Below are 19,553 nucleotides of genomic sequence, written 5' to 3' on the forward strand. Positions count from 1 at the left end.
CTTGCGGTTATTTTACCATGTTCTCGGGCCGCTGTCCAGTAAATGCCATTTTGCCATGGCGGCCCGTTATAAAACAGCGGCGGAAAAGAAAAACTTTTCCGCCGCTGAAAGATTACCCGATTTGCTTTGTCAAAATTTTTGTTGCCGCCTGCAGCTGTTCATCTTCCGCGGGCGTAAGCTGATAGAAACTCTTTAAATGTTCTTCCGAAAGAGAAACTTCCTCATCGGGGGTAACGCCCTTTCCCGCCAGGCTGACGCCCTTGGGGGTATAATAGCGGCTGGTGGAAATATTCACCGCCGAACCATCGGGCAGGGGGATCAGGTTCTGTGCATAGCCCTTGCCGCCGGTCTTTTCGCCCACCACTGTGGCCACACCATATTCCTGCAGCGAAGCCGCGAAAAATTCCGCCGCGCTGATGGAATATTCATTGGTCAAAACCGCCATAGGCATCATCAGGCATTCCGCTTCCGATTTATAATCGGTGGTCTGCCCCGCTTTATCGGTGATGCTGATGATCGTGCCCTCGGGAAGGATCTCATCCAAAATCGGCACAAGCGTATCCACAAACCCGCCCGGGTTGAAACGCACATCAAAAACCAGGCCCTTTGCGCCCTGCGCCAGCAATTCTTTCAGCTTTTGCGCAAATTCCTTATCCACATTTTTCGAAAACGATTCGATGCGGATCAGCCCGATTTTGTTTTCCAGCATCTGCGCTTTTACGCCCGGGGTAGAGATCTCGGCGCGTTTCAGCTCATATGCATGGCTGACCCCTTCATGGCTGACCGTCAGCTTCACAGAGGTTCCTTCTTTGCCGCGCACGGCATCCGACACATCGTCATAAGACATGGAAGCCACGCTTTTCCCATCCACCGCCAGCAACACATCAAAGGGTTTGATGCCCGCTTTTGCGGCGGGGGAATTTTCCGCTACCGCGGTAATGGTGAAATTCTTGCTTTCTTCGTGGATCGAAACCGTGATGCCCACACCCGCATATTGGTTTTCGCGCTTTTCCAAAACGGTTTTATATTCATCGGCCGAAAGATAAGTGGACCACTTATCCCCCATACCGTCGATATAGCCGTGCATCGCGCCATCCATCATGGCCTGTTCGTCGGCTTCGCCCACATAATATTTATCTACGATATCCGAAACTTCCTTAAACTTTTTATATTCGCCTTCCAGCTCTTCAAAATTGCCAAGCCGCTTGTTGTAATATTCCGAAGCCACAAAAAAGGTAATATTGAAAGTTGCCACAACCGCCAGCATCATCAGCATCAGCATGGATCCGGTGGTTATTTTTCTTTTATTCATCCGGTGCATGCTCCTTTATTTTCTCGAAAACTGGGTCATGGGGTCGATATAGCTGCCGTTTTTGCGAATTTCAAAATGCAGATGGTTGCCTGTGGAATAGCCGGTGCTGCCCACTTCGCCGATTTTCTGGCCGGCTGAAACGGTTGCGCCCTTGCTGGTTCCAATGCGGCTCATGTGCGCATATAAAGTGCTGATGCCACCGCCGTGGCTGATGACCACATAATTGCCATAAGCCGTGCTGTAACCCGCGATCAACACCGTGCCGCTGTTTGCCGCAACGATGGTGGTTCCGCGGGGTGCGGAAAGATCCACGCCGGTATGCAGCTTATAAACGCCGGTAATGGGGTGTTTGCGCATGCCGAAGGGGCAGGAAATGGTGGAATAACCCGGCAGAGGCCAGGTGAAGGTGCCGCCCACATAAGCGCCGCCGTTGGCGCCCTGTTGCTTTTTGGCCTCTTCTTCCATCTCTTTTACCATTTTATCGATCTGGCTGTTGATCTTTTCTTCTTCTTTTTCGATCTCGCTGTAAGAAGCTTTCACCGAAGCCTCGGCGCTTTCCAGCGCGCTCATAGCTTTGGATCGATCGGCCAGCTGCTGATCCAGCTCTGATTTTGTCACCTGCAATTCCTGGCGGGCGGCTTCCTGCTCTTTTTTGTCGCCTTCCAGTTCGGCTTTTTTCTGTTCGATCTCTTCTTTCAGCGCTTTCAGCTGGTCGAACAGATCTTTGTCATAGCGGGCGATCTGCGAAACGATCTCATAGCGCGACAAAAAATCAGAAAAATTATCGGAAGAAAGCAGCACTTCCAAATAACTCGTGTCGCCCTGTTCATACATTACGCGAACGCGGGTCTTGAATTTATCATATTGTTCCTGTTCTTTTTTCTGGGCCGCCGCCACTTCTTCTTCTTTCTGGGCGATCATGCCTGTCAGCTCATCGATCAGGCCCGAACGCAGATCGATCTGCGATTGGGTGTTATTGATCTGGGCATCCAGCGCTTCGATCTGCTTCTTGATGGAAGCCTTGTCGTTCTGAATTCCCGAAAGTTCTTTTTTGATCTTATCTTTTTCTGCCGCAGCGTCTTTCAATTTATTTTTCAAGGTGTTGACCTGCGCCTGAGATGCCGCAGCCGCCGGCGACACGAAAAACAGATCGGCCACCAGGCCAAATAACATCAGAAACACCAGTAAACCGGCGATAAAGCCCGCAACAATGCGCACTACTTTTTTTCGATTTCTCATTGTTTTCCCTCATTTTCGGTCTTATATGGTTCTTACACTTTCAGGAATTTGCGAATGGTCATCACACTGCCGCCCACGCCCACGATCATGCCGGCAACCAGCATCACCAGCAAAAGCGGGGTCGAAAAGGTTCCGAATTCCACCAAAGACATAATGCCCGAAGCTTCCACCAGATCTTTGGCGATGTAATTATACACGCCCCATTCCATAAAAAATGCCAAAAGCGCTGCAACTTCGCCCAGGCATAAGCCTTCTACCACAAAGGGCGTTCGGATGAAATGGTTTGTGGCGCCCACCATGCGCATGATGGCGATTTCTTCGCGGCGGGCAAACATGGCCAGTTTCACGGTGTTTGAAATAATAAAGATCGAAACCGCGCCCAACATGGCCACCAGTGTATAAGAAATGGCGTTGACCACCGAGCGGATGCGGATCAATTTATCGGAAAATTCTTTTTTGCTGCTGGTTTCGGCAATACCGGGAATCTGTGAAAGGGCATTGACCGTTTCCTGATGCAAAGAAATGTTTTTCATGGTAATGCGATAACTGTCGCGCAGGGGGTTATCGTTTTCGAGGCCTTCCAAAATAAAAGCATCTTCGCCCATTTTGGCTTTATAATTTTCCAGCGCCTGCTCTTTGGTGATGAACTCGGCTTTTGAAACATTTTCAATGGCCGTGATCTGGGCGCCTATGGCCTGAGCCTGTTCGCGCGTATAAGTTTCATCCACAAAAACAACGATCTCGCTTTGGGTTTCCAGATCTGCGATCTTCAAATCGAGATTATAGGCGATCAAACTGAAGCTGGCCGTGATGAGCAGACAGGCCGCGATCACGGTGATGGCCGCCACCGTCATAAAGCGGTGGGAAAAGAAGTTATGGATGCCTTCTTTCAGGTAATATTTAATGTTCCACTGTTTCATTTGATATAATACCCGCCTGTTCTGTCGCTGACGATAACGCCCTTATCGATGCTTACGACTCGTTTTTCAAATTGATTCACCAGTTCCTTTTCGTGGGTCACCACCACCACGGTGGTTCCCAAAGAATTGATTTTTTCGAATAGGGTCATCAGTTCCAGCGATCTGGCCGGGTCTAAGTTTCCTGTGGGTTCATCGGCGATCACCATGGTGGGGTTGTTGACCAGCGCGCGGGCGATGGCCACACGCTGCTGTTCACCGCCGGAAAGTTCTGTGGGAAAACGGCGGGCTTTATGCATCACGCCCACCAGATCCAGCACATAAGGAACTCTCTTTTTGATGATCCTTTGCGGGGCGCCCACGGCGCGCATCACAAACGCCACATTTTCAAAAACCGTTTTATCTTCGATCAGCCGAAAATCCTGAAACACCACGCCGACTGTGCGGCGCATATAGGGCAGCTGCCTTGTTTTCAAAGTTCCCAAATCAAAATTATTCACCAATACCTTGCCGCTGGTGGGGCGGATCTCACCCACAAGAAGCTTGGTGATGGTGGATTTTCCCGAACCGGAAGGGCCCACAACGAACACAAATTCGCCATCGTCGATGGTCAGCGTAATGCCGTTGAGCGCCTTGGTGCCGTTATCATAGGTTTTATAAGTATCGATCAATTTCAGCATGGTCATGCGCCTCCCCGCGCGAAACCTCTATAACTCAATAAATCATTGCAGCAAAAAGCCGCAATGATTTTTGAATTATATTTTTTATACCATATCTTCTCTTGATTTCAAGTACTTTTTAACCATCAGGGCGAATTTCAGAACGATGGCGTTATCAAACTCGCGCAAATCAAGCCCGGTGAGCTTTTTGATTTTTTCAAGGCGATAAACCAGCGTGTTGCGGTGAACAAACAACTTTCTCGAAGTTTCCGAAACATTGAGGTTGTTTTCAAAGAATTTCTGGATGGTGAACAAGGTTTCGTCATCCAGCGATTCGATCGAACCTTTTTTGAACACCTCGGAAAGGAACATTTCGCAAAGCGTGGTCGGCAGCTGATAGATCAAGCGCCCCACGCCCAGGTTTTCGAAATTCATAATGGTCACATCTTCATCGAACACATGACCCACATCCACCGCGATCTGCGCTTCTTTAAAAGAACGCGCGATATCTTTCAGCTGGCCCGTCACCGAACCGATGCCGATCACATGAGAAATGGGGGTTTCTTCGGTCAGCGCTTTGTCGATCATCTCGGCATAGCGCATCACTTCTTTGGAATCACCCGTTTTCAGTTCTTTGATCAGCACGACTTCATTTTCACTGATAGTAATCACAAAATCTTTTTGGCGATCCGGGAAAAGCTTGAGCAGAATATCCATCACCGCGGCATCCTGGCGATCTGCCATGCGCACAGTATATGCAATGCGCTTGCAATCGCTGACAAAATGCATTTCACGCGACTTGATATAGATATCACCCGGAAGGATGTTATCCAAAATGATCTTTTTGATAAAAGTAGCTTTATCGTGTTTTTCATCATACTGGGTCTTGCTGTTTTTGATCGCCACGGCTGTGAGCGCGCAGACAATAGAGGCCTGTTCGCCCACACTGCCCGCAAACACCGCATTTTCAGCGCCGCCTTCATAGCCGCCGATCATGTGGAAGGTATATCCGCCGAACTGGCCTTCTTCCAACCCTGTTTTGAAAAATTCAACGGCGGCCTCGATGTTCTCCCCGATGAATTTCAGTTCTGTGCATGCCGTAATGACGCCGGTGCTATCCACCACGCCCAGAATAAAATCGACCTTGTTTTTTACTTCGAGCAAAATGCTCTGGAAAAGACGAGCTGCCATCGTAACCACCCTTTGTTTATTTTCAATAAATTGCATGAAAACACTATGTCTATTTTAATGTATTTCACCATGAATTTCAACAATTATTTGCAAAATATTTTATAATGTTTTGAAATGCCGTGCAAAATCAAGTTATTGGGCGGTTCTTTGCATTATTTTTACATTATCTTGCTTTTCATGGAAATTAAAAAGCGTGTTCGGCATAAATTTTACCGAACACGCTTTCTATTTTTCTGCGCCATGGCTGGCTTTTTTGATTTTTAACCGACCGTTAAAGGTTATTTTGCCGGCGCGGCAGGCTGTGTTTGCGGCTGGGCCTGGGGCTGCGCCTGCGGTTGTGCCGCAGGCTGGGCCTGCTGCAGCCCATGCATGAACCCATCGATGGCCGCGGAATAGACCGCGCCGCCGATGATCTTGTTTTTATAAATCAGCAGATCGGCTCTGGCATCGGTCACCTGCGGATAATTCGTCACGGCATAAGTATACAGGCTGACCTGCTTGCCGCGGTATTTGCTCAGGTCGAAACCGCAATCCATTTGAAGCTTGTTGTAATTTTCATAGACCTGATCGAATTTTTTGGGGATGACGACCTGCTGGGTGCCAAGGGGTTCCTGGTTCAGCTCATAACCCAGGCTTTTCAGATAACCGATGCGGTCATCCTCGGTTTTGATGCCGCTCAAATTTTTAGCCGTGGGCTGCGATGACATAGCGCGGCTTTCTTTATCGGGCAGCAGCAGGATCAATGCCGCGATCACCACGGCGATGGTGATGGCAATGGCAATCAGTCTTTTTTTGTTCAGCTTCGCTGTAAACACTAACATGGCGCACCTCCGTTTACTTTTTTCGTGCTACCATTTTATGTTTGTCCCGCTCAGGATATGCCACAAAATGCCCAATATTCTTTTCAACAATTCCTGTCAAACTATTGCATCGGCTCGCTCCTTTGGTGATAAGAAAACGGCATCCCCTGTTGAAACCGGAGATGCCGCGCTGTTATTTTTCTTCTGCGTTCTGTTCTTTTTTCGGCTGGGGCTGCTGATTTTTAGGGCGTTCTGCGCGGCGCTCGTTTTCGCCGCCGCGCCTGTTCTCACCGCGGGGGCGGTCATTGCGCCGTGGGCGGTCGTTTCTGGCCGGTCGCTGCGGGCGGGGCGATTCTTTGCGCTCTGCCTGCGGTGCCGCCTGCGTTTCGGCAGGTTTTGTCTTCTTTTCTTCGGCGGGGCATTCCGCCAAAAGTTCTTCGGCCGCGCCTTCTTCTTCCGTCACCGCGTGGGGGCGCTTCCCGTGGCTTTTGCCCGCTTTCAGCACCTGGCATTCCCCTTTGCAGAAGCAGTGGGGCGGTTCGCTGGAATTTTCCAGCCGCACCTTGCACTGGCCTTTCACAAGGCTCACTTCGGTGACTGTGCCTCTGCCCATGGGTGTCTGCACGATGCTTTCAACGGAAGGGGTTGTGCGCAGCATATCCTGATAAGCTTCATTTTCATATTTCAAACAGCACATCAGCCTGCCGCAGCTGCCCGAGATCTTTGCCGGGTTCAGCGAAAGCCCCTGGTCTTTGGCCATGTTGATGGAAACGGGCGCGAAATCATCCAAAAAAGTGGCGCAGCACAAGGGGCATCCGCAAACGCCCAGACCGCCCAGCATTTTGGCTTCATCCCTCACGCCGATCTGCCGCAGTTCGATTCTCGTGCGGAAGACCGAAGCCAGATCCTTCACCAGTTCTCTGAAATCGATGCGGCCATCCGCCGTAAAATAAAATAAGATCTTGCCGCGGTCGAAGGTATATTCCACCGTTACCAGCTTCATTTCAAGGTTATGGGCGCGGATCTTTTCTTCACAAACGGAAAACGCTTCTTTTTCCATTTTTTCATTTTCCGCCACGATTTTGCGGTCTTGTTCATTGGCCAGCCGCTGCAGCTGCTTGAGGGGTTTGACGATCTTATCGTCTTCCACCATGCGGTTGCTCATCACCACTTCGCCATATTCGATGCCGCGGGCGGTTTCCACAATGGCGAACTGGCCCTTTTCCACCTGTATGCCGCAGGGATCGAAATAATAGACTTTCCCTACTTTTTTAAATCGAACGCCGATCACTTCTGTCATAATTTGCTCCAATTTCATAGATCCTCTCGCGGTTTCAAAGCGCAAGATTCAACTTATATTTTAAAATTTCATCTGAAAATTTTATTTTCCTGTTCACCGGTTTTTCAGCGGTCGTTCGCGGCAAAAAGCAATTGCCCGCATTTGGCCGCCAAAGCGCCGTTCATGGCCGAAACGGAACCGTTGTTTTCGGCTTGCCGCGCAAGCGCATATAAAGTTTCATAAAGTTCCTGCGGCCAGCTTTCGCCGGGGTTCGCCCTTGCTCTCTGCCAAAGCTCCAGACAGCCGCTTTCGCAAAACGCGCCGAATTCTTCGCGGCTCAGCGCCGCCGCTTTCATACAGACCTCTAAGGTTTTCCATTCCGATTGTCCCAGGGCCGCGTTCCATTCTTCGGCGAGAAGCTCGGCTTTTGGCGCTTCGCCCGAAAGCCATTCCAGCCCGCGCCCCAGCAGCCCGCGGCTGTGAAGCACAGCGCTGCCGATCTCCCCATCGGTTTTTTCGGGGCATCGCAGCTTGAGCTGGGCTTTGATCTGCTCTTCCGAAAGTTCTTCCATGGCGAAACGCACACAGCGGGAACGCACCGTTTGAAGCAGCTGCCCCGCCTGAACGCAAAGCAAAATAAAAATGGTTTCCTGCGGTTCTTCCAACACCTTCAGCAGCGCATTCTGTGCCTGAGGGTTCATGCGATGCGCTTCGTTGATAATAAACACTTTCTGCGCCGCTTCGCTGGGGCGGATAAACGACTGGCGGCGAATTTCGCGCACATCGTTCACACGGATCAGCTCGGCTTCCGCATTAAATAAATGATAATCCGGATGTGAGCCCGAGCGCATTCTGACACAGGCGCCGCAAACGCCGCAGGGCGGGTTTGCCCCTGTGCAAAGCAGGTTTTCGGCGATCTCGAAAGCCGCCGTTTTCTTCCCGATGCCCGAAGGGCCTTCCAAAATGACAGATTGCGGGAAATTTTCTCTGAAAAAGGGAGCGAGCGCTGTTTTCAAGCGCTCGTTCCCGATCAAACGATCTAACCGCATGGAATTAGACCTTTTTAAACTGTTCGACATCCAAAACGAAAATCGTCGCGCCGCCCACGACCACTTCAACAGGCATAGAGGGATAGAAGCTGATGCCGGCTTCGGCCGAACTGGGAATCAGCTGTTTGCGGCTCTTGGAATATTTCGCGATAATTTCAAGGCAGTGATCCAGCTTATCCTCTTCAACGCCGATCAGCACTGTAACATTCCCCGCGCGAAGAAAACCGCCCGTGGTGGATAACTTTGTAATTTGATAACCGTCTTTCATCAGGTTATGGGTAACCGTGGAAGCATCGTCAGAATTAAGAATCGCAATGATCATTTTCATAAATGGTGCAGCCTCCTTTTCATTTGGAAAGGTTATGCTTCTTTTACAACCTTTACTTTATTAAAAATATTATATCTTCTTTTGCCCAGATATTCAATGAAATTTTGATGAATCTTTTCGCCCGGCGCGATCACCGGCACCCCCGGCGGATAAGGCGCAATGCCCTGCGCCGCGGTTTTCCCCGCGCAATCACACAGCGGCAGCTCTTCCCAGGGCGAAAAACAGGCTTCTCTCACGGTCATCGCCTTTTCGGGCAGAAGCCGCCCGGCCGAAACCACGCAGGATGGCCCCGCTTTTTCTTCTCTTGCCAGCGCCAGAAGCGCTTTTTCCAGCCTGAAAAGGTTTTCGCTCTCATCGGCCGGTGTGGCAATGCAGACCACGCTGTTGCAATCGGCCATTTCCGGTTCGATGCCCCGCTTTCTCAGGCGCTGCGCCGCCTCTTCGCCGCTCAGCCCTGCGCAGGCCGTGAAAATCGAAAGGCGGCAGGGGTCGCCCAGATCGGGCACAGGAAAAGGCGTGTTTTCTTCGATCATCCGCCGAAAAGCCCTGCATCGCTTGGCAAAAGCGGCATAGCTGCCGCTTTCCATCTCGGCCCGCGCCAGATCCAAAGAAGCCATAATGGGGTAAGACGGGCTTGAGGTGCCGAACAACGCGGCATTCGCGCGCATTGTTTTGCCCTCTTCGCGGGTGCGCGTCAAAAGATAAGCGCCCTGTGTGAGCGCGCGCAGGGTTTTATGGGCCGAAAACACCACGCTGTCGGCCCCCTGAAACGCCGCGTCTTCCAACCCGCAGGCCCGCAAATGGCTGCCGTGCGCCGCATCCACCAGCAGCTTTGCGCCATGGCGATGGGCGGCTTCGGCGATGGGTTTCAGATCCATGCAATAGCCGTAATAAGTGGGGCTCGTCACCAGCAGAGCCGCATAACCGCCCGTTTGCAGCCGGGCTTCCAGTTCTTCCGCGTCAAGCCCGCCGGTGATGCCATAGGCTTCGATCGTTTCGGGGCATAGATAATCCGGTTCGATCTGCAGCAGCGCGCAGGCATCCCAAACGCTTTTGTGGCAGTTGCGGTCGGCCAGGATCTTTCCGCCCATGGGGCAGGCGGAAGCCAGCATGGCCTTGATGCCCTGCGTTGCGCCGCAGGTCAAAAACACGCAGCTTCCCATCCCATACCAGCGGGCAGCCAAAGCTTCGGCTTCGGCGATGGGTCCGTCTTCCAGATAAAGGTTTCCCGTTTGGGGGATCTCGGTGTAATCGATAGCAAAAGCGCCGTCAAGCTTACAGCCCGACGGCGTTCCTTTGTGGCCCGGCATATGAAACCGCGCCCTGTTTTCTTCGGCGAACGCCACCAGCGCCGAATAAAGCGGCGTATCAGTCATAGCGGCGCTTGATCTCGGAAGGCACAAACATCGGCGAAACATCAAACGATGCCATGGTGCCCGGCTGGCAATCGATGGCCGTGGCATCCACCGTGGTGTGGTTCAGCCCCACATGGCCGATCACGCGCACCTTGCGCCCGCCCACCGTCACATAAAACTTTTTCCGTTTGATCCAGTTGGCCACCGCGCCGCAGGCATAACGGATGCAGTCGCGAAAGCGGAAGGAATCCCTTGCTTTTTCCACCATGAACCCGTCGCTGTATCCCACGGGGATCACGGCGATCTTGGTGGGCTTTTTCGTCAGGAAAGCGGGGCCGTATCCCACGCCATGCCCTGCGGGCAGCCAGCGCACTTCGGCCACCTCACATTCCAGGCGCCCGGTCTTTTGAAGCCCGCAATCGCCTTTGGCCGTTGTTCTGCCGCTGATGGCGGAACCGATCCTCACGGCATCCAGCGCTGGCAGATCACAGCGGAACAACGCCGCGCTGTTGGCCGCGTGGAGCATGCCCGGGTCAAACCCTTCGCTGCGCACCTTTGCCGCCGTTTCCAGCAATTTATCATATTGCGCCCGCGTTGTTTTTTTGCTGGCGAAAGCCGAAGGAAAATGGGTATACATGCCCGTTACATTCAAATTGCCCATGAAGCGAAATACCGAAAGGATGCGCTCCATTTCGGTGGGCTCAAAGCCGTAACGGCCCATGCCCGTGTCGATCTCCAAATGCACATCCACCGAAACGCCCTCTTTTTCGGCCATGCCGTTCAGCGCCACCGCCGCATCATAAGAGCCGATGGAAGCCGTTGCCGTGGAGGTGATGATCTTTCGGATATCTTCAGCCACCGCGGTGGAACGCAGCAGCAGGATCTCTTCATCGGCAAAGCCGGCATCCCTAAGAATCACCGCGTCATCAGGCTCGGTAACGGCAAAGCGGCGCACGCCGTTTTCTCTCAGCAGCGCGGCCATCTGGCAAAGCCCCATGCCATAGGCATTGGCTTTCAGCACGGCGATCACATCCGAGCTGCCCGCTTTATCGCGGATGACATCTAAATTATGCAGGATCTTTTCTTTTTCAATCACAAGCGTTTTCATATCGTTTCCCCAAAAGTTTTACTTTTCTTCGTTCTCGGGTTTCCTGTTATCCTTCTTTCTGTTTTTGGCCACATAAAGGGCATGACGCGCGCCGCGCATGGTTTTCATCCCCAAATTCACCGCCGTGTTCACCGCGGGTTTATAAAGATATTCGAATTCGCCGCAGAATTCCGTCAATTTGCCGCCGAAGCCCTTTTTGAAAAGATACAGGCCATACAGCGGGTTTTCGGGGGTCAGGTCGCCCGATACGCCGCGGAAATCATAGATCTCGCTGCCGGTTTCCAGCGCCCAGCGGATCATGCTCCATTGCAGCAGATAGTTGGGCATCACATTGCGGTATTCATTGGAGGAAGCGCCGTATAAATACCACACCTTGTTGCCAAAATGAATGGCCAGCGTTCCCGCCACGGGCTTATCGTTATAAAGCGCCATATAAAGCCGCGCATGCTCGCCCAAATATTTCATCAGGTTGGCGAAATATTCTTCGCTGCGGGTGATGAACCCGTCGCGCTGGCCGGTTTCTTTCATGATGCGGGCAAAATGCGGCAGCATCTGCGGCAGAGTGGTCTCATCGCAAAGCATCACGCTGACGCCTTTGCGCCCCGCCAGACGGATGTTATAGCGGGTCTTCTGGTGAAATTCCGCCATCAGTTCTTCTTCCGTCTTGTCTTTCACATCCAGGCGGAACACATAATTCGGCTGAACGCCTTCAAAATTTTTGCCCGCTTCTTTATGGTGATAGCCCAGCTTCTTCATGATCGAGATGAATTCCAGATCATCGCTTTCGATATCGGGATCCATCATCAGCGCATAGGCTTTATAACGCGCGGCAAGATCTTTCGCGCCCTGCGTCAGCTGGCGCAGAGTCTCTTCATCGTGGCTGTCGCAAACGGGGCCTCTTCCCGCATACATCAGCGTATACGGCAGCACGGGAACCTTGCGGATCAGCACCGCTAAGCTGCCGCAGACCCTGCCCTCGTCATCGCGGCAGAGAATGGCTTCCCATTTCCAGCTTTCCTTCACCTTTCCCCATTCGGAAGACTGTAAAAAATGTCCTTTGGGGTGTTTTTGTATGAATGCCTCATATTCGGCAAGATTGGTTTTTGTCACGGCTTCGATCATCATGCTCACCTATCCTTTATCGTTACATCGAACCTGCGTTTCGATCTGCTTTGTTTTTATGTTCTTTGCGCCTGCCTTTCGCAGGCGATACGAATACAAGCTTAGTATACACTCACCGATGGGCCCTGTCAAAAACTTTGTGGCAAAGGAAAAGCTGTTTCCCCGGCTTCGGAAAACAGCTTTTCGCAAGGTTAGAAACGGCGTTTTTCGGGCATCGAGATCTCGGCCAGCGCCCGCGAAGCTTCCATATCATAGGTCTGCGTTCGGGCCATATCGCCGATGGAAACCATGCCCATCACTTTTCCGTTTTCCACCACAGGCAGGCGCCTTACCTGCGTCTGCGCCATCAGCTGGGCCGCTTCTCTCACATCGGCAGAAGGCGAGACCGTTGCCACATGGCGCGTCATGATCTCTCTCACACAGGTGCGTTCGGCGCTCACATCCCCCGCCACGCAGCGAACGGCGATATCTCTGTCGGTGATCACGCCGCGCAGCTGGTTTTCCGCGCCGCATACCGGCAAAACACCCACATTATGCCGTTCCATCAGCCGCGCCGCGCAGGCCACGGTGTCATCCGCGGAAACGCTGACCGTGCCGCGGCTCATCAGTTCAGATACTCTCATTGGAACTCCTTTCCCCGGCCTGCAAATAAAAAAACAGGCTCTGCCACCTTAGTTTTTGCAGAGCCTGTCGGCTTATTCTTTTTTTAATTTTAAATTGCGTTTCAAAGGGCCGATGCCGCGCCAGCTGAAGGCGCGCCCCGCATATTCTTTTCGAAAACGGCGGTCTGAAAGTTCCGCCAATTCTTCTTCGGTGATCTCGGCGACCAGATTTTGCGAAAACGCGCCGCAGCTTGTTTGCTCCGCCTTTTCATTATAAGGGCAAACCTGCTGGCAGCGATCGCAGCCCCAGACATACTGCCCTTTTTGAATGAGCTGTTCTTCCCATAAAGCCAGTTCGCCCCGTTTCTGGGTGATGGCCGAAAGACAGCGTTCTTCGCAAAAGCCGTTCGGGGTGAGCGCGCCGCCCGGGCACGCCGCGCGGCATTTGCCGCATTCGATGCATCCGCCCGGCTCGTTTCCGCCCTTTAAAGGCAGATCGGTGGCCACCACGCCGCAGAAAACATAGCTGCCCCAGCGCGGGGTCAGCAGCAGCCCGTTTTGGCCAAGGGCCCCCAGCCCGGCCCGCGCGCAGATCTGCGCTTCGGGATAAGGCGAAATATCCGCATAAGCGCGAAAATGCGCATAGGGATAACTTTCGGCGGCAAGACGGCAAAATTCTTCCATCGCCCGCCCCAAAACCTTGTGATAATCTTCGCCGCGGGCATAAAGGGAAAGATTCCCCGGCAGATCCCCGGCGTAATAAGGGAAAACCATCGCGATCAGGCCTTTCAGCCCCGGCAGATCACCCAGCGCCGCCCGGCGTTTTTCCTCGGCCATCCGCCGCAGCACAGGCTCTGCCGCGATGGCGGCCCCATCGCCCGCGCCGCATTGCAGCGCCCAATTTTTCCATTCTTCCATGTGTTCCCCTCGGCCCCGCGGCCCACTTTGCAAAAAGCCTTATCGGCCTGTTTGATCTTCCCGCTTTTCGATCCTGCGGTAACATTCCATCGCTTCTTCGCCGCGCCCCATATGCCCATAGCAGGCCGCCTGGTTTGCGATGGCCATTTCCCAATATGAAAGGCGCGAAGGGTCAAGCATGCTGAAAAAGCGGAACCGATCGATCAACGGATGCGCATGGGAAAAGCGTTCGCTTTCTTCAAAAGCCCCCAGCGCCCCCCGATAATCGCCCTTTCCATAAAGGCGAAGCCCTTTTCGATGATGCCTTTGAAAAGTGAAGCGAAAAACCACGCCGAACACCCCATAAAGCAAAGCGCAGGCCGCCAGTGAAACGGCTGGATTTTGACTCAGCTGCCAGCATACCCACAAAACGGCCAAAAATTCCGTTAAGATCAAAAGTTCATAATGCCAGCTTCGCGTTTTTCGCGCGGCGGTCTTTTTCATGGCTTTTCCTCCTTCGGTTTCTTTCCGCAAATAGCACAAAAGACTGCCCAAAGGCAGTCTTTTGTTTTCATCTGGTGCCGGTAGTCGGGGTCGAACCGACACGGTATCGCTACCACTGGATTTTGAGTCCAGCACGTCTGCCAATTCCATCATACCGGCGCAAATTGCTTTTATAGTATATCGAAGATCTTGGATGAATGCAAGTGGTTTTTTCATATTTTTCTTATTTTTTTCGTGGTCACCTTTATTCCATCGTGTTATAATGGATATACTTATATAAAAAGCAAAACGCAGAAGCCATGGCGATCCTTCCGCTTGTTCTGTTCTTTCGATGCGCTGAAAATGCCTCTGCCAAGCTGATGATTTCATAAAGAAGGAGGTCTGTACCATGAAAAAAGGTCTTGCGATCACAGGCATGATTTTGGGCGTTATTGCCGCTGTCACCGGTCTTACGGCGGTAATTTTCAGCAGTTTTGCTCTTCCTTCCAACAAAAATTGATTTTTTGTTGACTTTGCACTTGTTTTATGATATTTTTTGTAGAAAACATAAGAAATAGGAGAGTTGAGCATGGCATATTATTTCAGTGAACCTTCCCATACCTTTGGTGAATATCTGTTGGTACCCGGTTATTCTTCCAAGGAGTGCATTCCTGCGAATGTAAGCCTGAAAACTCCTTTGGTCAAATTCAAAAAAGGCGAAGAACCCGCCATCAGTTTGAATATCCCTTTGGTTTCCGCCATCATGCAGTCGGTTTCCGATGATAAAATGGCCATCGCCCTTGCAAAAGAAGGCGGCCTTTCTTTTATCTATGGTTCTCAGACCATCGAAGACGAAGCGGCCATGGTCGCCCGCGTAAAAGCTTATAAAGCCGGCTTTGTTCGCAGCGACAGCAACCTTTCCCCCGAAAATACTCTGGAGGATATTCTGGCGCTGACAGAAAAGACAGGCCATTCCACCATTGCCATCACCGATGACGGCACAGCCGAAGGCAAGCTTGTCGGCGTTGTAACAAGCCGCGATTACCGCGTCAGCCGCATGGATGCTTTGACAAAGGTCAAAGAGTTCATGACGCCTTTTGAAAAGCTGATCTATGCCAGCGACACCACCACACTAAAAGAAGCAAACGATATCATTTGGGAACATAAGCTGAATTCTCTTCCTTTGGTGGATGATCAGCAGCGCCTGAAATATTTTGTTTTCCGTAAAGACTACTCTTCTCATAAAGAAAACGCGCTGGAACTGCTGGATGGTTCCAAACGCTATATGGTCGGTGCCGGCATCAACACCCGCGATTATGCCGAGCGCGTGCCCGCGCTGGTAAACGCCGGGGCTGATGTGCTTTGCATCGATTCTTCCGAAGGCTTTTCCGAATGGCAGAAACTCACGCTGGAATGGGTTCGCAAAGAATATGGCGACAGCGTGAAAGTGGGCGCCGGCAATGTGGTGGATGCCGAAGGCTTCCGTTTTCTGGCCGAAGCAGGCGCCGATTTTGTGAAAGTGGGCATCGGCGGCGGTTCCATCTGCATCACCCGCGAGCAAAAGGGCATTGGCCGCGGCCAGGCCACCGCGATCATCGAAGTGGCGGCGGCGCGCGACGCTTATTATAAAGAAACCGGCATCTATGTGCCCATCTGCTCGGATGGCGGCATCGTTCACGATTATCACATGACCCTTGCTTTGGCGATGGGTTCCGATTTCATCATGTTGGGCCGTTACTTCTCGCGCTTTGATGAAAGCCCCACCAACAAGGTCATCATCAACGGCAACTACATGAAAGAATATTGGGGCGAAGGTTCCAACCGCGCCCGCAACTGGCAGCGTTACGACATGGGCGGCGACAAAAAGCTTTCTTTCGAAGAAGGCGTCGATTCCTATGTTCCTTATGCAGGCAGCCTGAAAGACAATGTCACCCTTTCGCTCAACAAGGTGCGTTCCACCATGTGCAACTGCGGTGTGCTGAATATTCCCGATCTGCAGCGCGACGCCAAGATGACTTTGGTTTCCGCCACCAGCATCGTGGAAGGCGGCTCGCACGATGTGGTGCTGAAAGACAGCTCCGTCATCAAATAAAAACCGGCTGTTTTCTTTTTAAAACAAATCAAAAACGACATCCCTTGCTGAAAAACAAGGGATGTCGTTTTTTTAATGACCGGCGGCTGTTTTCGAAGCCTGCCGCTAAAAATCATCTTCTGTCACCACACGGTCGCGATAGACCACACAGTTTCTGCCCGAATCTTTTGCCTGATACAGCATATGATCGGCTTCATGCAGAATGCCTACCATGGTTTCTTCGCCCTGCGGAACCGTCAGGCTGACGCCCACGCTCACCGTGACCACAGGCGCCGCCGTTTTTCTTGCCGCTTCGATTTCCAGCTTCATGATATTTTCTTTCATGCGATAAGCCAGTTTCATGGCGTCTTTCTCTTCCGAAACAGAAATACAGACCAAAAATTCTTCTCCGCCCGTGCGGCAAACGATATCCGAGGCTCTGCCGTAAGAATGCTTGGTAGCCGCGGCGATCTTTTTCAGCACTTCGTCGCCTTCATAATGGCCAAAAGTATCGTTATAGGCCTTAAAATAATCGATATCCACGGCGATGGCGGCAAATTTGCGCTTATGGCGGCGGCAAAGCTGCCACAAGATATTGGCCTGTTCATAGCCATATTTTCTGTTGGCCACCTGCGTTAAAAAATCGATCTTTGCTTCGCTTTCCAGTTTTGCTGTGACCGTAATATAATTCTGATGCACAATATAAGACAAGAAATATCCCGAAAGAACACAGGCCACTGCGTATAAATAATAAGCGCCACTGAGTTTTGCACCATGCCAGGCCAGAATCAGCGTGAAAACCTGGAACCCGAAAACCCAGCTGCGTTCACGCATGGAAAAAATCGGCGCGACCACCAGAATGCCATCATATAAAAGCACATTGACCGGCATCCCCCAAAATTCGGGATCCACCATATAGAAAGGCAGCATCGCGGCCGAAAGCGCCATCCAGAAGCCCATATACAGCATTTGCCCCTCGCGGGGAATCACCGTTTTTTGCAGCATCAGCGTCACAAGCAGCAGCCCCGCCAGGCAAAGCGCCGAAACCGCCACGGAACCGATGATGACCAGCGGTTCCTTTTCAAAATCATTTTGCCAAAAATTCAATACCTGAAAACACAAAATAATCATGGCCGCCGCACGGATCCTTTCTAAATTCAGGTGGATCAGCCTGCTGCCAAACTGTGCGGAAAGATGAAGTGTCTTGCGCGCGGCTCTTCTGTTTTTCATCAGTGGCACTTCCCTTTCTGTTAATGATTTTAAAAGGAATCTATGTTAGAATAAAAAACATCGATACCATCCGCTTGCAGTCATCGCTTTTTGCGCAGAAGCGATAGAAAGTGGCCATCGCCGCAGGCGGGCCGTGAAATGAGATATAATAACCGCTTTGCGCTATTCTATCGCGAATGCTGCGCAGAAGCGATAGAAAGTGGCCATCGCCGTAGGCGGGCCGTGAAATGAGATATAATAACCGCTTTGCGGTTCGTGAAATGAGATATAATAACCGCTTTGCGCTATTCTATCGCAAATGCTGCGCAGAAGCGATAGAAAGTGGCCATCGCCGCAGGCGGGCCGTGAAATGAGATATAATAACCGCTTTGCGGTTATTATATCATGCTTTTTCTTTGAATTCTACCTGTCCGTTTTTGCTGTACTTTTTCCAAAAATCGCTTGGAGGGCCCTTATGAGCAGTATTACCATCAACTTCATCCCCGCCAGAGACCGCCCCATTTATTTGCAACTTTATCAACATATTGTTCAGGAAATTAAACAAGGCACTTACCGCCGCGGCGATCGTCTGCCCTCGAAACGGATGCTGGCGCAGCATCTGGCCATCAGCCTCAACACAGTAGATACCGCTTACCAGATGCTGGTCACCGAAGGTTATGTCCACGCGATTCCCAAAAGCGGCTTTTATGTCTGCGCCGTTGAGCAGCTGGAAGCGGGAGCGCCCCCGCCCATGGAGGTAACAGAGCCTTCGCCGGCCCCCCGCTTTGATTATGATTTTTCAACCGGTTCGGTGGATCCTTCGGTTTTTCCGTTTGTCACTTGGGCCCGCATCACCAAAGATCTGATGTATCATTCGCCCGATCTGCTGCATCATGGCCACCGTCAGGGTGATCTCTGCCTGCGCGAAACGCTCTGCCGCTATCTTCACCAGTTCCGCGGCGTAATTTGCGAACCTTCACAAGTCATTATCGGCGCGGGGATGGAATATCTTTTAACTGTGGTCTGCCGCCTTCTCCCGGGCGCTTCTTTCGCTATGGAAGACCCGGCTTACCCCAAAGCACGCCAAATCATTGAAAGCAGCGGCCAAAAGATCTGCCCGATTCCGCTGGATGCTTCGGGCCTGCGTGCCGATCTGCTGGATCAAAGCGGCGCCGATTGCGTTTATCTCACGCCTTCTCACCAGTTCCCCACCGGCGTGATCATGCCTGTGGGGCGGCGAACCGAACTTTTGAAGTGGGCGAGCGCCAAAGAGAACCGTTATTTGATCGAAGATGATTACGACAGCGAATTCAAATATACCGGCCGGCCCATCCCCGCTTTGCAAAGCCTCGATATCAACGAAAAAGTGATCTATTGCGGCACTTTCTCGCGCTCTATCGCGCCCTCGATCCGCATTGGGTATCTGGTGCTTCCCCACAAGCTGCTTTCCCGCTATCAAAAGGAATTTTCTTTGCAATCTTCCACAGTTTCACGGTTTGAACAGCATACCTTGACGCGCTTTATCGAAGAAGGCCATTTGGAACGCCATTTGAACCGCACCCGCACGCTTTATAAAAAGCGCCGCGATCTGCTGCTTTCCTGCTTGAAAAACAGCGCGCTTGCCGAAAACCTGGCGTGGCATGGCATCGACGCGGGGCTTCATTTCACCTTGCAGCTGCAAAACGGCCTGAGCGAATCGCAGATGGTTCGGCGCGCTTCTCAAAACGGCATTCATGTGGTGGGGCTTTCGGGTTTTTATGCCGATGCCGATGCCGCCCCTGCTTCCACCATTCTTTGCGGATATGCCCATTGTTCCCCGCTTCAAATCGAAAACGGATGCCGCGCTCTTTGCGAAGCATGGCGGAACGATTGACATTCTTGCAATTGAATGCTAAAATTTGTGCAGATACTAAACAATATTAGGGAACGCAC

The 19,553-nt window shown here is 51.8% G+C and carries 17 protein-coding genes, 1 tRNA gene and 1 pseudogene; 2 read left to right on the plus strand and 17 right to left on the minus strand.

Going from position 1 to position 19,553, the window contains the following annotated elements; all coding sequences use genetic code 11:
- Positions 1–112: 112 nt before the first annotated feature.
- From ACJA3I_RS09740 to ACJA3I_RS09815, 16 genes and pseudogenes are all read right to left on the minus strand, one after another.
- Positions 113–1,312: a S41 family peptidase gene (locus tag ACJA3I_RS09740; RefSeq protein ID WP_458862409.1), complete on the minus strand. Its 1,200-nt coding sequence runs from the start codon at positions 1,310–1,312 to the stop codon at positions 113–115.
- Positions 1,313–1,327: 15 nt separating this feature from the next.
- A complete protein-coding gene (locus tag ACJA3I_RS09745) occupies positions 1,328–2,551 on the minus strand; it encodes a murein hydrolase activator EnvC family protein (protein WP_458862410.1) in 1,224 nt (407 codons plus the stop codon).
- A gap of 32 nt (positions 2,552–2,583) precedes the next feature.
- Positions 2,584–3,471, minus strand: coding sequence for a permease-like cell division protein FtsX (ftsX, locus tag ACJA3I_RS09750; RefSeq protein ID WP_458862411.1), 888 nt, complete (start codon positions 3,469–3,471; stop codon positions 2,584–2,586).
- Positions 3,468–4,148, minus strand: coding sequence for a cell division ATP-binding protein FtsE (gene ftsE, locus ACJA3I_RS09755; RefSeq protein WP_458862412.1), 681 nt, complete (start codon positions 4,146–4,148; stop codon positions 3,468–3,470). Before ftsE ends, ftsX begins: the two co-directional genes overlap by 4 nt.
- An 84-nt stretch (positions 4,149–4,232) precedes the next feature.
- Positions 4,233–5,318, minus strand: coding sequence for a PucR family transcriptional regulator (locus ACJA3I_RS09760; RefSeq protein WP_458862413.1), 1,086 nt, complete (start codon positions 5,316–5,318; stop codon positions 4,233–4,235).
- 278 nt (positions 5,319–5,596) lie between these two features.
- Positions 5,597–6,139, minus strand: coding sequence for a DUF4830 domain-containing protein (locus tag ACJA3I_RS09765; RefSeq protein WP_458862414.1), 543 nt, complete (start codon positions 6,137–6,139; stop codon positions 5,597–5,599).
- A gap of 514 nt (positions 6,140–6,653) precedes the next feature.
- Positions 6,654–7,418 (minus strand): annotated as a pseudogene (locus ACJA3I_RS09770) (PSP1 domain-containing protein); the annotation flags it as partial.
- 104 nt (positions 7,419–7,522) lie between these two features.
- Positions 7,523–8,446 carry a DNA polymerase III subunit gene (locus ACJA3I_RS09775; protein ID WP_458862415.1) on the minus strand — a complete coding sequence of 308 codons (924 nt, stop codon included), beginning with the start codon at positions 8,444–8,446 and terminating at the stop codon, positions 7,523–7,525.
- Positions 8,447–8,450: 4 nt separating this feature from the next.
- A complete protein-coding gene (locus ACJA3I_RS09780) occupies positions 8,451–8,774 on the minus strand; it encodes a cyclic-di-AMP receptor (RefSeq protein ID WP_458862416.1) in 324 nt (107 codons plus the stop codon).
- Positions 8,775–8,806: 32 nt separating this feature from the next.
- Positions 8,807–10,150: an aminotransferase class I/II-fold pyridoxal phosphate-dependent enzyme gene (locus ACJA3I_RS09785; protein ID WP_458862417.1), complete on the minus strand. Its 1,344-nt coding sequence runs from the start codon at positions 10,148–10,150 to the stop codon at positions 8,807–8,809.
- Positions 10,143–11,237, minus strand: a complete 1,095-nt coding sequence (alr, locus tag ACJA3I_RS09790) for an alanine racemase (protein ID WP_458862418.1) — start codon at positions 11,235–11,237, stop codon at positions 10,143–10,145. Before alr ends, ACJA3I_RS09785 begins: the two co-directional genes overlap by 8 nt.
- Before the next feature lie 18 nt (positions 11,238–11,255).
- Positions 11,256–12,362, minus strand: a complete 1,107-nt coding sequence (locus ACJA3I_RS09795) for a lipid II:glycine glycyltransferase FemX (protein WP_458862419.1) — start codon at positions 12,360–12,362, stop codon at positions 11,256–11,258.
- Positions 12,363–12,550: 188 nt separating this feature from the next.
- Positions 12,551–12,982, minus strand: a complete 432-nt coding sequence (locus ACJA3I_RS09800; protein WP_458862420.1) for a CBS domain-containing protein — start codon at positions 12,980–12,982, stop codon at positions 12,551–12,553.
- Positions 12,983–13,054: 72 nt separating this feature from the next.
- On the minus strand, positions 13,055–13,879 hold the full coding sequence (locus ACJA3I_RS09805; RefSeq protein ID WP_458862421.1) for an epoxyqueuosine reductase: 825 nt from the start codon (positions 13,877–13,879) through the stop codon (positions 13,055–13,057).
- A gap of 39 nt (positions 13,880–13,918) precedes the next feature.
- A complete protein-coding gene (locus ACJA3I_RS09810; protein ID WP_458862422.1) occupies positions 13,919–14,362 on the minus strand; it encodes a hypothetical protein in 444 nt (147 codons plus the stop codon).
- Positions 14,363–14,434: 72 nt separating this feature from the next.
- Positions 14,435–14,521 (minus strand) — tRNA-Leu (locus ACJA3I_RS09815).
- Between the two features lie 409 nt (positions 14,522–14,930).
- On the opposite strand from ACJA3I_RS09815, the gene ACJA3I_RS09820 reads away from it, so the two are divergent.
- Complete coding sequence (locus tag ACJA3I_RS09820; RefSeq protein WP_458862423.1) at positions 14,931–16,433, plus strand: IMP dehydrogenase; 1,503 nt, start codon at positions 14,931–14,933, stop codon at positions 16,431–16,433.
- A gap of 105 nt (positions 16,434–16,538) precedes the next feature.
- Here the strand turns inward: ACJA3I_RS09820 and ACJA3I_RS09825 are convergent, their stop codons facing one another.
- The gene (locus ACJA3I_RS09825; protein WP_458862424.1) at positions 16,539–17,642 is read right to left on the minus strand and encodes a diguanylate cyclase; all 1,104 of its coding nucleotides are present in this window, start codon (positions 17,640–17,642) and stop codon (positions 16,539–16,541) included.
- A gap of 454 nt (positions 17,643–18,096) precedes the next feature.
- Here ACJA3I_RS09825 and pdxR point away from each other — a divergent pair, with 454 nt between their 5' ends.
- On the plus strand, positions 18,097–19,494 hold the full coding sequence (pdxR, locus tag ACJA3I_RS09830; RefSeq protein ID WP_458862425.1) for a MocR-like pyridoxine biosynthesis transcription factor PdxR: 1,398 nt from the start codon (positions 18,097–18,099) through the stop codon (positions 19,492–19,494).
- Positions 19,495–19,553 lie beyond the last annotated feature (59 nt).

The organism is Acidaminobacterium chupaoyuni (genome assembly GCF_047936785.1).
GTDB classification, from domain to species: Bacteria; Bacillota; Clostridia; order Oscillospirales; family Butyricicoccaceae; genus Acidaminobacterium; species Acidaminobacterium chupaoyuni.